We start from the raw sequence: 12656 nt of genomic DNA, 5'->3' as shown, positions 1-12656 counted from the left end.
TTTAGCTCACCACAATGTTGACCAGTTTTCCTGGAACAACAATCACTTTACGAACCGTTAAGTCTTGTGTGAAGCGCTGAACGTTCTCATCTTCCATGGCGATAGTCTCGATTGCTTCTTTGCTCAAGTCTTTTGCAACACTGATTTTCGCTCGAAGCTTGCCGTTCACTTGTACGACTAGCTCAACTTCATCTTGCTGAAGCGCAGATTTATCAAGTGTCGGCCAAGGCTGATCGACGACACTCTCACCGTGACCTAGCGATTGCCACAAGTGATGACAGATATGTGGAGTGATTGGGCTCAGTAAAAGAACCAGGGTTTCAATTCCCTCACGCACAACGGCTCGCGCTGCACCTTCGCTTTGGTCAACCCGAGATAAGCTATTACTTAATTCCATGACTGCGGCAATGGCGGTATTAAAGGTATAGCGACGCTCAATGTCATCCGTCACCTTTTCAATGGTTTCGTGAATTTTACGTCTCACATCTTGCAAAGGTTTCGTTAATTCCTCGTGCTTCACAGAAGGAACATCGCCACTATTGACATGATCAAAAACCAGTTTCCAAACACGACGTAAAAATTTATACGCGCCTTGAACACCGTCTTCTCGCCATTCTAACGACTGCTCAGGAGGTGCGGCGAACATGGTATATAAACGCGCAGTATCCGCTCCGTATAAATCAATTAAATGCTGAGGATCGACACCGTTTAATTTAGATTTTGACATCTTTTCCATGCCGCCCAAAATGACCTCTTCACCCGTGTCTTTTAAGGTCGCTTTTAACACTTTGCCTTTGCTGTCTTTTTCAACTTCAACTTCTTCTGGCGAGTAATAAACTTTGGCACCATTGTCTAGTCGATAAAAAGTTTCTGACAGCACCATGCCTTGGGTTAACAATCGTTTTGCAGGTTCGTTACTGTCTACCAGCCCTTCATCGCGCATCAATTTATGAAAAAAGCGAAAATACAACAAGTGCATGGTAGCGTGCTCAATACCACCAATGTATTGATCAACCGGCAACCAGTAATTTGCCTCTTGCGACTCCAACATCGCATCTGAACAATGCGGTGTTGTGTAACGCGCGTAATACCAGCTCGACTCCATAAAGGTATCAAAAGTATCGGTTTCACGACGTCCGTTGCGGCCATCGACTTGTGTCGACAAAAACTTTTCGTGGGTCAACAATGGCGACGTCGCCCCTTCCATAACCAGGTCGGTGGGAAGCTCAACCGGAAATTCTTGCGCGGCTACCATTGCGCCATCATCTAAACGAACCATAGGTATTGGAGCACCCCAGTAGCGTTGTCGAGAAACGCCCCAATCTCGTAAACGATAATTGACTTGTCGTTGCCCAACGCCAGCGTCTTCTAACCAACGAGCAATGGCCTTAAACGCGTTTTCTGAGGTTAACCCATCAAACTCACCTGAATTGATTAACACGCCTTTTTCGACAAAGGCTTGTTTGGATAAATCGCATTCTAAATCACTGTCAGAAGTAGGTTCTATCACTTGCTTGATCGGGATTCCGTACTTAGATGCAAACTCGTAGTCACGTTGGTCATGCCCAGGCACAGCCATGACCGCACCCGAACCGTAATCCATCAATACAAAGTTAGCGACCCAAATTTCTACTTCTTCGCCGGTGATCGGATGTAGAGCCTTGATACCGGTCGCCATTCCTTTTTTATCCATGGTCGCCATATCCGCTTCTGCTGTTGATGAGCGATTGCATTCAACAATAAACTCAGCCAACGCCTGATTTGATTGAGCGGCTTTTGTGGCCAGTGGGTGCTGTGCCGCTACGGCTAGATAGGTAACTCCCATCAAGGTATCTGGCCGCGTGGTATAAATGGCGACGTCATCACTGCCATCCGCTAACTTGAAGGTCATATTTATGCCTTCCGATCGACCTATCCAATTACGTTGCATCGTTTTAACGCTGTCTGGCCAACCGTCAAGATCATCCAAAGAATTCAATAGCTCTTCGGCGTATTCAGTAATGCGTATAAACCATTGCTCAATATCCTTTTTGACAACAGGAGTATCACAACGCCAACAGCAACCATCATGGACCTGCTCGTTGGCTAACACGGTTTCGTCATTTGGACACCAGTTCACCTGAGACTGTTTCTTATAAGCTAACCCTTTGTCGACTAACTTAGTAAAAAACCATTGCTCCCATCGATAATATTCAGGCTCACAAGTGGTCACCTCGCGATCCCAATCATAGGCAAAGCCAAGGCTTTCTAATTGCTTTTTCATGTACGCAATGTTTTGCTTGGTCCAGTCTGCAGGCTGAGCCTTATTCTTTATTGCGGCATTTTCCGCGGGTAGCCCAAACGCGTCCCACCCCATCGGCTGCAAAACATTAAAGCCCTGCATTCGCTTAAAACGAGAAATAACATCGCCGATGGTATAGTTTCTAACGTGTCCCATATGCAAACGACCAGAAGGGTATGGGAGCATAGACAAGCAGTAGTATTTTTCTTTCTCGGTATCTTTTACCGCTTTAAATACCTGATTTTCTTTCCAAAACGATTGAACGTCTTGTTCAATTTCTTGCGGATTGTATTGTTCCTGCATGCTCTGATAACACCTTTAAAGAGGAAGTTGCGTCCACTGAAGCCGACTCCAAAGCGAATTTTGGGTAAAGTTTGCTTCAATGGGTATGAATTCTATAAACTGCTAATAATACCGCAGCCTACGGCTTGGCAACAACCGTTACGGCCCCTTTTAATGTATCGATTGAAGGTGAGTAAGACCCTTATGAACGACCATTGGCTTTCGGCACTTTTACTTCCACCAGGCTTAAATTTAGTTTTAGTGCTTGCCGCTTGGATTGTTTGGAAGAGTCAGCGCAGAATGGGTCGCTTTTTACTGGTGCTCTCGGCAACCTCCCTTTATGTATTTAGCACGCCTTCGATTGAGTCAACACTGCGTTCAATGCAAGCCGAGATACCGCCTTTAACACTCAAAGAGATTCGACAGCTAAAAGTCACCGAAGCGGAGTCCGCTCTTACTACGATTGTGGTCGTTGGCGCAGGAAGAAAAAATAAAGCCGAAGAATACGAGTTTACCGATACCGTCAACAATCAAACCCTTGAATATTTGCGCTACGCTGCTTTCTTGTCTCAAAGCACAGGGCTTCCTTTAATTGCCGCAGCTTCTCCCGCAAATGACGGTACAACTCCGGAGCAGGTGCTGATGAACAAAGTGCTCACGGATGAGTTTCAGGTTCCTGTTACGCAGCTATTCTCTTTCGAAGAGCTGACCCAGTTCTTGCAAACCCAAAATCTAGAGGAGCAAACCTTCATTCTTGTTGCAAAAGTCGAACATTGCGAAGCATTGTCGAAGTTACCCTCTTCGCCAAGTCTATCGATTAGATGCAGTTTTCCTAAGCCACAGATCGCTCCTGCCAAATGGCCTTATTTACCCAATGCCCAATCACTATTGAATAACACACGGCTACTACAACAGTGGATAGGTTTGTAAAAAGGCCTGTCGATTACCTTCACGTTACGCGATTGCATAATGCTCTTTGAATAAATCCATGAGCATTTGGTTATAACTCTGGTTCAACGCTAAGAGCGTTTCAAGCTAGGAAGAATGAACGCTAGGAAGAATATACTGTTCCATAATTTCAAAGGGCTGCTTCATATAGTATGTCGAACCGTAGTTAATTCCGGTAAAAACAACCACTAATTCCAATGCAGGAATGACAAAGGCATATTGACCACCATTGCCGGCAGCGTAATACCCGGAAAAAGTTTGTTGCCCTACTGAAAAATCATACACCCACCACAAATAACCATAGCCTTGCAATTGCTGAGATTGTTTAAAGGGAACTTGAACCTGAGTTGATTGTTTAACCCAAGACTCTGGGACTATTTGCTGGTCTTGAAAGCGACCTTGATTTAAATACAACAAACCAAACTTTAACATTTCACGGCTAGTCATGGTGGATGTTTGCAAAACATTATTTTCCATTTGCATCGGAAGCATTAACTTCTCTTGATAATAGCGAGTAGCGTATTGATCCGTTGCAATCGCAATGATTGCTCCTAAAAAACGATGTACTGCGTCGTTATAGTTAAAGATCTCACCAGGTTTCGCCACCATCGGCAGATCCAGAACCCATTTATAGGGATCAGTATGCTTATCCATTTCTGCTCCACAATGGGATTCATAATCGCCAATGTTTCCACAGTCCCAGCCAGTCGTCATTGTCAGTAAATGGCGAAGTTGAATCGCTGCTTTTCTGTCATCCCAATGTTGTAATTCGGGATAATCAGAATAATCGTACAAACTGGTTTCTACACTCGGAATTTTACCTTCTCCAATAGCAATTCCAATCAGTGCCGATAATACACTTTTGCTGAATGATGCTGCAGGCACGGGGGTTTCTAGCGCCGCACCATTAAAATACCGCTCGAAAACCAACTGATTTTTTCGCGCGACTAAAAGACTGGTAATTCCAACGTATTTTTTATTTTTTTGAAGGGTCGGTGAGACTGAGTTTTCTCGATATTGATATATTTCACTGCTCGCGGACTTCAATAGACGTTGATCAATACCAACGTTTTCAGGAGCGTTGATTTTCAAGCCATCATTACGCTCTAAAGGAACAACTCGTTTTTGAGCGCAGCCAGATAGAACAATGACCAAAAAGATAAAAAACACTAAGTATTTCAACATGCGAGTCATTCCATTAACAGCTCTATGAAGTTTCAGTGTATAAAAACTAACTTGAAAAAAAAGCGTGGATTTCTCCACGCTTAAAAGCACTAAAAGCTTTGCTTGTATTGAACGTATGTTGTACGTCCGTATGGATTATGCAAATTAACCAAATACTGTTCACTCAACAAAGGATCGATCGATGGTTCTTCATCGCTAAGATTGTTTACACCAATAGCCAGCTGACCATTCCAAGGTGTATTCCAACTTAGCTGTAGATCATGCGTTGTCCAACTATCAATTGCCGCAGAATACCCGTAACTCGCATAGGCTGGAGCATACAGATCGAACCACGTGGAATTTGTTTTAGCAATATGGTTTAGCGTGTAATTAACGGAGTAGTCTCCAATCAACCAGCGATTATTCCATTGTATTCGATAATCTGGATTACCAACTTTTCCGACTTGATCAACGCCATCATTTTCATATTGACTCACTTCAGAGTAAGTAAACTTACTGGATAAAGAACCATACTCTGAAAAGTTAGCTTCCCCGTTAATGCTGAAATCAAACCCTGCCACGTCTGAGTCACCTAAATTGACAACGCCATTTTGAACCAGAGTTAGAAAACCATTGCTATCTCTAGACACACCTATTCCTAACGCAGCATTGGGTGAACTAAGATTTGTAGGAAGATTAGTCGCATATTGGCAGGTCGGAATCCTCACGCAATCAATAACCTGTTGTGCGCCGATATAGGTATGCTTGTTATCGATGGACAAGTTCCAGGCAGACAACTTTATCTGTATAGAATCATTAAGATCGTATTCTAAAGTTAGGCTTAAATCGTCACTGGTTTCAGCAGCTAAATTTGGGTTTTGCACTTGATAAGCGGCAGCAGGCACAAAACAGTTTCCTGGAAATCCACCGAGTAGACATGAATCGGGATCATTCACTTGTGTTAACGAGTAACTGGGAGCTAGCGTGGTTGAACGCATGTCGGGCGCTCGAAAGTCGGATGACCATTGTGCGCTTAAACGCCATTCATCAGAGATTAAATAAGACGCGGCTAATTTGACCGCTGTTTCAGCATCAACGCCAGTGTACTTTTCTTGTCGAAGAGACGATTGCACAGTCAATTTATCACTAAAAGGAAGATAAACCGACACAGCAAACGCGGTAAGATCACGACTCCCAAGTGCATTACTGCCAGACGATCCTGAAATTTGTCCTGAAGCCGACAAGGTATCGTAGAGGTCTTGATATTCTTCTTTACGCTGTTCAATATCGAAGCTTACGACCGCATCGCCACCATTCATTGCAAACCCTTGCCATTCAGCGGAGAGGTAGAGTTCATCAATTGACGAAAGCATGTCTCGATTGATTGTTGCTTTAATAGAGTCTAATACGGCAGGATCACTACTTAAAGGATCATAAATATTGTACTCACCAGACTCAATTGCAGCTTGTGCCGATGACGTCACAACATAGTTTAATCCTAACCTAGTTCCTTTAGATTCATGTCGGCGAATACCAAAATCAAAGTGCCAAGAATTTAAATCAGCCTCAGCGCCAAGCGTCACTCGATATTGATTCTCTTCCAAAAATAACTTTCGATTACCAAGTCCTACGAAACGATGGCGAAGAAATAACGGCGAATTACCGTCATACCCTACAAAACCTTGATTTGCAGGATGGTTCGGCGACGTTGTAGGAATAAAAACTGAGCCTCCGACCCAAGGTGTAGAAGGTGTCGGAGCAAGTTGATCAAATGACTCCACTCTTGAAACGCCCGAATTGAAATAGACTTGCCATTGCTCATTGATTCGATAACTGGCATTGGCAAAAAGAGAGTAATTATTCAGCGATGGCTCTAACATCATGTCATTGTTGACATTGTAAAAGCAGCGGCCTCCGACCACAGTAAAACTGTCTGATAGCTCTGAACATGCTTGTGGAACCGAATTTCCATAAGTCGGGTGGAAATAGGCTGGCCCTTGAGTGTAACCGTAATAACTTCCCGGATTTAAATTTGCTTGATAAAAGTTATTTGAAAACGACGACGTTTCTTCAGTCGACCAGGTAACATCTTTACGATAAATTTCATCGCGTTTATTGAGCGAAATTCCACCAACCAACTTTACTTTGGCACTTGAAGAACCGAATATCGCCGATGCTCTTTCAATGCCAGAGTCGCCAGTACTCGAGTCACCCAACGAGTAACTTAATTCGACGCCGTCAAAGTCGGCACGTGTAATGATGTTAACAACTCCACCGATCGCCCCTGAACCAAATTGTGCACTTGCCGATCTGGGCAACACTTCTATGCGTTCAACAGCGGCAAGCGGAATACTGTTAAGATCTTGACCATTTCCAGTTTGCATAGACTCTGGCAATCGTCGTCCATCCAACAGAACCAATGTTCGGTTACTACCCACTCCTCTCAAATTAACACTGGATATGGTCGCATTGCGACCCGAAATAGGTCGGTAAGAACCAAAATTATTTTGCGGGAGTTGATGCAGAAACTCTGCAATTGAATTCACGCCTTTTGCCTGAATATCATCCTTAGTAAATATGGATATATCGCTTAAACTTGCCTGTGATAGGCTTAACTTCTGCTCAACGCTGAGCTGATCGTCAGCCTTTGCATAAGCGCCAACAACCAACGCAGTCACGACTGCTAAATGAACACGACTCTTCATTCATACTCCTTGATCAATTTTTATTGTTTTCAGATACATTAAACGCATCACTTCATTTTGCGATGACACGAAAAAAAATAATTATGCTGACTATTTATAAATTCAATTTTACTCACTTATTGTCTTTACAAGATAATAAGTGTGATGCAGACTGGATATAGAAAGCAACATCGGTAATGCTCGTAAATTTAAACCGCAACTTTAAATCCGTAACTTTAAATCCGTAACTTTAAGATATGACTCCAAGTTTTTTCATCATAGGTGCCGCTAAAGCGGCAACCACGTCACTCGCGTCTCTGTTAGCGCAGCACCCTGACGTAGGCATCGTGCGTGGCAAAGAGCCGCATTTCTTTTCCTTTGATAAATTTTACGCAGCAGGATGGGAGCGATATTTGACACTGTATCAACATTGCAAAGACTGCAAAATCGTTGGCGATGCCTCAACATCTTATTCACGTATTAGGTATCAACCGAATACCATTTCTCGAATAAAAAAACATGTTCCTGATGCAAAAATAATTTATATGGTAAGACATCCTGTCAAACGCATTGAGTCAGCCTATTACGAGCATGCGGCAACGCCTGAAAGCCCAAACTTTGTTTCCCTAACTCAAGCCGTTAAAAGAAACACCATGATGCTCGACTCCAGTCGCTACTGGGAGGTGTTCAGTGCTTATCGAGAAGCCTTTGGCGAGCGAAATATAAAAGTAGTTTGGTTTGAAGAATATATCACCGATATTATTGGTCAAACGCAAGAGGTCTGTCGCTTTTTAGGCGTAGATGATAATTTTTATCCCAATTTAGATCAAGAACAAAAGAATACTCGCAAAGGATCTTCAACCACCCAAAGAGAAGGAAAACAAGACGCATCACTCCATAGTTGGGATGACAAGACGTTTAATTGGGTGATAGAGCAGTTGCGAGAAGATAACCTGAAGTTACTCGATCATTTCTCAAAACCAAAACACTATTGGAACGGCCTTTTCTTATAAAAAAAGGCGAGTAGTTACTCGCCTTTTTTAAAACTCTAAGATTAGAGCAAACTTACTTACCGATATTCTTTTCTAAGAACTTCAACATTTCTTTATAAAGATCTAATCGATACTCTAATTTTTGAAAACCGTGTCCATCTTCTTTATACATTTTTATATAGGGCTTTTTAGCCTTCTTCAAAGCTTCTTCTAACACGTAGGCATTCTCGATAGGCACACGAACGTCATTCTCACCATGAACGATAAACAAATCAGCTTTAACTTTATCAACATGAAATACTGGCGAGCGCTCTTTATTATTCTTCGAACCTCCGATATAACGCTTAACATAATATTCTTTATGCTTCATATTCGCACCTCTAAAGGTGTCCGCATTATCCCACTGAAGTTCTAGGTCATACGGTCCCGCATCGGGAATCGAGCATTTGTATAAATCAGGTTCTGCAACCACAGCGTTCATCGACGCGTAACCACCATAAGACACTCCATGAATACAAATGCGGTCTTTGTCAGCGGCCCCAGTTTTTATTGCCCATAAGGTAGCATCGGTAATGTCGTCTTGCATTTTACGGCCCCATTCGCCATAGCCAGCTTTCACAAACTCTTCACCGTAGCCACCAGAACCACGAAAGTTTAACTGCATAACTAAATAGCCGTTATTCGCTAACATCTGTGCGCGTCGGTCCCAACCCCATTTATCAGCTTCGCCGTAAGGACCACCGTGCGGGTAAACAACCAATGGTAGGTCTTTAAGCTCGACGCCATTGGGAATGGTAAATTGGCCGTACATTTTTAATCCATCGCGCGCTTTTAAAGCAAAGGGCTCGACTCTCGCCATCAGTTCTGGTTTAACTTCTGGTTTACGACTCAGAAGATATTTCATGCTTTTCTTGGCTTTATCGTAAATGTAATATTTGCCAGGATCTCGGTCACTGTGTGCAAAAACAAGAAGCTTCGACTTATCATCGGTCATGCTTGTAATATAGACACTTTGCTCAGGAAAAGCAGCCATAAACGAGCGAAGATAAACAGCGCCTTCGGCCTTTGGATCAATAAAGAATTTTTCAGGGTACCCGGCTTCATACTCAACACCGATCAGCTCGTTATCTGGGCCATATATTCCGCCGGTTATATCAACATCTTCGTGACGAAATATCTTGGTGATCTCCAAGCTCGACAAATCCATCTCGAATAAGCCGAGAGTACTATCGTCGGCTTGATCAAAATTAGAGGTAAAATAAACTTTAGTCTCGTCTAAATTGTATCCGTAAAAATTAACCACTGGACGTTTCCGCTTCGCCGGCAAAGCCAATCGATTCCAATCGTCACTGCCACCTTTTGCTTTAAAATGAAAATAACCGATATCATCCTCAACACTTGTTTCATCTTTTCCTCTGTCATACTCATAAGCGATGGTAACTTCGCCTTTTAAGTTCGTCCCATAAGCAATAATACCAGGGTCACTATGAACAGCGCTTTGAGGCTCAAGCTTTAAGTAGTCATTTTTTGCTGAATAAATATCAACCTTATAGACCTTCGCTCCACCACCATCACTCCAGTGTCGCTTAGTGACTAATACATGCTCAGGGTCATCATCAAGTGTCGATAATAAGCTCATGGTTGATGATGAGAAATCCCACAAACCACGTCGTATCGATCCATCATAGTTAGCAGCTACCCAGATAGTTTGAGGGTTTGCACCATCAAACAAGCCGGTAAACTTTTGAACCAACATACCTACACGCTCATGATTAAGCCAGTCGAACTGGATGACACGCTTATGCTCGCCAAACTCAAAACTTGAAAGAATTTTCTTGTCTTTGGTAGACATGACCGCCAGTCGAACTTCTGTGCCTTCTTCATAGGTAAAAGCCAAGTACTCTCCTGTCGGAGAGATTTTGACTGAACGAAAGCTCGGTTGTTTAGCAAAGACCTCTAAAGGCACTTTCTCGGCATAGGACTGTAGTGAGATCAGCAGTCCAATTAATAAAGATAGATATTTCACCATGATGACAAAATTCCTTATTAACGTTATCGATTTATTGTAGGTAAAGGACCTTGCAGCATAAAGCGTGCATTGAAGGCTACCGTAATTCGTTCTTTCTCACCCAGATAAGGTAGAACCTGATGCTGCAACCATGATGGAAAAATTACCAGTTGGCCAGCTTGCAACTGGATGCCCACATGATTCGTTTCGTAAATTCCCGTCAGCCTTGCATTAGCCATATCGATATAGGTACTCGCGGCGGGAAATGGATTAATAAATTCTAGTCGACCCGAGCGACTGTCTGGAGAGACTTGGTCTCCTGGATCAACACAGTAAACGCCAGACCAAGAGGCCATGGGATGACAATGAGTGGAGAAGTATGAATGCTTACGCATGATATGAAACCAGCTTTCCGCTTTTATATGCAGTCTCAATAATGTGTCTCGATCATAGCCATTGATTTCGCCGATTAAGCCGTATAAGGCGGTCCAGCATTTCTTCTCGAGTTCTTTAATTTCCGTATATTGCCAATCAAACAGATTAAACTTACTTTCGTACAAGCCATCAGGCTGATTGACTAAGGCCCCAACATTGCGATTGGCATCACCCTCTCGTTCTTTTTCAATAAAGCGTTGTTTTAACTTAGCATTGAGCGCATCAACATCGTCAAACTTTGTTTGATAAAAAGGCACTGAAAAAATGGGGTTTAATTGCGTACTCATGTAAAAACTCCAGTAACAGCTTATCTTTCTAACATATCAATGAGCGGCGACAAATACTCACCATAAGTCGTCCAGACTTTTGAGCGGTCTTTTCGAATACCGTCTCTCATCATAATACTACTAGCGGTTGCGACCGACTCTTTTCGTGATTTAATATCCACCATATCAGGTTCAAAATCCAGGCCTAAAAATTCACACATTTTTTCTGTTTCTAGTTGCGGATTGGCCACTAGGTTTTCATAGTGGAGTGGATAAATTCTATCAGGGTATTTTTCTAATAGGTCTTTTCTATAATCTTCAAACAATTTAAAGAAATGAGCGGTCGTTTCTAAAGAATAAGAATAAGTCGCTGCGGTACTAAATAATGTTCTCATATTCGAAAAGGCAACATCGATAGGGTCGCGGAAAAGCATAATAAACTTTGCGTTGGGCAATGCTCGAATTATCAATGGAATATTTAAGTAGTTACTCGGTAGTTTATCCGTTAATAAGGGCTTATCTTTTGCACGCCACAACATGGCTTCGATATAGCCTTGAGCTATCTCTGCAAAATCTAGTTTATCAATTGCATCGATGACGCTTGGGTCGTTTTCCGCTTTAAACGGATTATTCATTTGACGTCGAAGCTGAATGGTAAAGTCATAGCTTTCTTCACCGGCGCTAACTTTCGAGTGCCCACTAATTATACGTTCTGTCAGCGTCGTGCCAGAGCGATGTAACCCCAAAATAAAAATAGACTTAAATGGTGCGGCCGACAAATCAAGACCTGGTCGATGCGCATCGGCCGAGATATTTTTTAACTTTGAGAAGAGCGCTTCATAAAATGAAGGATCGTAAGGAAACACCTTACTCCGTTCTTTGTGCCCTTGTTCTAAGGCTTTCCATGCTTTGTCGTACTGTTTTAAATTATGATGCTCGTAATGAAGTGCGTAAAACATTCGAGAACGGTATTCTGGATTGTCAGTGGTTTCTAGACTCTTATTAATTCGTTCTATTCTCGCATCACCGTCACCTTTATTAACCCTTGCTAAAAGCCAGTGTGCGCCTGGGTCATCGGGGATAAAGGTTAAACATTTTTCGGCCAGTTCATTAACTCGCTCCATATTTCCGAAAAACAACTCCGTAGTCGCTAACATATGCAACGAAGGAGGATGTCCTGCATCGCGTTTCACTGCCTCGAGTGCAAACTCTTTGGAATCTTCATTCGCATTGATGATACTAAGAATATGCGAGACTTCGGATAACGATTTGGCACTGTCCCACATTGCTGGCCTAACTTGAGCAACAATGGATTTAATAATTGCAGCGTCACCAAAATAGGAAAGAAGTTTCAAGGCTCTAAGCATTAACTTTGGCGTCGAAAACTGCCCACGTAGTGATCGATGTACCAAAAAGCGACTTCGATTGTAATCTCGTCCTTTGATTAAAATTTCAGCTAACGAAATTAATGATTCAGAGTCCGTAGGATTTTTTTCGAGCAATGCATTGAGTCGTTGAATGTCTAATTCTTCGGTATTCATAAGAGCAACTTTTAAATGGGCAACTTTTATCTTAGATAAAAAAAACGGAGCCCGG

8 protein-coding genes are annotated in these 12656 nt (G+C 42.6%); 2 read left to right on the top strand and 6 right to left on the bottom strand.

Features of this window, described 5'->3' with window-relative positions:
- Window position 1: 1 nt before the first annotated feature.
- Window positions 2-2584: a leucine--tRNA ligase gene (gene leuS, locus Q9312_RS15155; protein ID WP_309201702.1), complete on the bottom strand. Its 2583-nt coding sequence runs from the start codon at window positions 2582-2584 to the stop codon at window positions 2-4.
- Between the two features lie 183 nt (window positions 2585-2767).
- On the opposite strand from leuS, the gene Q9312_RS15150 reads away from it, so the two are divergent.
- On the top strand, window positions 2768-3493 hold the full coding sequence (locus Q9312_RS15150; RefSeq protein WP_309201701.1) for a hypothetical protein: 726 nt from the start codon (window positions 2768-2770) through the stop codon (window positions 3491-3493).
- A gap of 105 nt (window positions 3494-3598) precedes the next feature.
- Here the strand turns inward: Q9312_RS15150 and Q9312_RS15145 are convergent, their stop codons facing one another.
- Together Q9312_RS15145 and Q9312_RS15140 are read right to left on the bottom strand one after the other, a co-directional pair.
- A complete protein-coding gene (locus tag Q9312_RS15145) occupies window positions 3599-4696 on the bottom strand; it encodes a serine hydrolase domain-containing protein (protein WP_309201700.1) in 1098 nt (365 codons plus the stop codon).
- Between the two features lie 89 nt (window positions 4697-4785).
- On the bottom strand, window positions 4786-7380 hold the full coding sequence (locus Q9312_RS15140; protein WP_309201699.1) for a TonB-dependent receptor domain-containing protein: 2595 nt from the start codon (window positions 7378-7380) through the stop codon (window positions 4786-4788).
- 236 nt (window positions 7381-7616) lie between these two features.
- Between Q9312_RS15140 and Q9312_RS15135 the strand changes: the two genes are divergently transcribed.
- Window positions 7617-8372 carry a sulfotransferase family protein gene (locus tag Q9312_RS15135; RefSeq protein WP_309201698.1) on the top strand — a complete coding sequence of 252 codons (756 nt, stop codon included), beginning with the start codon at window positions 7617-7619 and terminating at the stop codon, window positions 8370-8372.
- A gap of 52 nt (window positions 8373-8424) precedes the next feature.
- Here Q9312_RS15135 and Q9312_RS15130 read toward each other — a convergent pair whose 3' ends face one another.
- From Q9312_RS15130 to Q9312_RS15120, 3 genes are read right to left on the bottom strand one after another with little or no spacing between them, the layout of a single operon-like run.
- Entirely contained in the window at window positions 8425-10380 is a 1956-nt protein-coding gene (locus Q9312_RS15130; protein WP_309201697.1) for an alpha/beta hydrolase family protein, read from the bottom strand.
- Between the two features lie 23 nt (window positions 10381-10403).
- A complete protein-coding gene (locus tag Q9312_RS15125; protein ID WP_309201696.1) occupies window positions 10404-11081 on the bottom strand; it encodes a TIGR02466 family protein in 678 nt (225 codons plus the stop codon).
- Window positions 11082-11101: 20 nt separating this feature from the next.
- On the bottom strand, window positions 11102-12601 hold the full coding sequence (locus Q9312_RS15120; protein WP_309201695.1) for a tetratricopeptide repeat-containing sulfotransferase family protein: 1500 nt from the start codon (window positions 12599-12601) through the stop codon (window positions 11102-11104).
- Window positions 12602-12656: the final 55 nt, after the last annotated feature.

The sequence above is a fragment of the Pleionea litopenaei genome, assembly GCF_031198435.1.
GTDB classification, from domain to species: domain Bacteria; phylum Pseudomonadota; class Gammaproteobacteria; order Enterobacterales; family Kangiellaceae; genus Pleionea; species Pleionea litopenaei.
The sequence above is the reverse complement of the archived record's forward strand: the minus strand, read 5'-3'. Positions and strand labels throughout refer to the sequence as shown.

Coding starts and splice junctions, on each gene's coding strand:
- leuS (WP_309201702.1), bottom strand. CDS start 2,584: ATGCAGGAACAATACAATCCGCAAGAAATTGAACAAGACGTTCAATCG.
- Q9312_RS15150 (WP_309201701.1), top strand. CDS start 2,768: ATGAACGACCATTGGCTTTCGGCACTTTTACTTCCACCAGGCTTAAAT.
- Q9312_RS15145 (WP_309201700.1), bottom strand. CDS start 4,696: ATGTTGAAATACTTAGTGTTTTTTATCTTTTTGGTCATTGTTCTATCT.
- Q9312_RS15140 (WP_309201699.1), bottom strand. CDS start 7,380: ATGAAGAGTCGTGTTCATTTAGCAGTCGTGACTGCGTTGGTTGTTGGC.
- Q9312_RS15135 (WP_309201698.1), top strand. CDS start 7,617: ATGACTCCAAGTTTTTTCATCATAGGTGCCGCTAAAGCGGCAACCACG.
- Q9312_RS15130 (WP_309201697.1), bottom strand. CDS start 10,380: ATGGTGAAATATCTATCTTTATTAATTGGACTGCTGATCTCACTACAG.
- Q9312_RS15125 (WP_309201696.1), bottom strand. CDS start 11,081: ATGAGTACGCAATTAAACCCCATTTTTTCAGTGCCTTTTTATCAAACA.
- Q9312_RS15120 (WP_309201695.1), bottom strand. CDS start 12,601: ATGAATACCGAAGAATTAGACATTCAACGACTCAATGCATTGCTCGAA.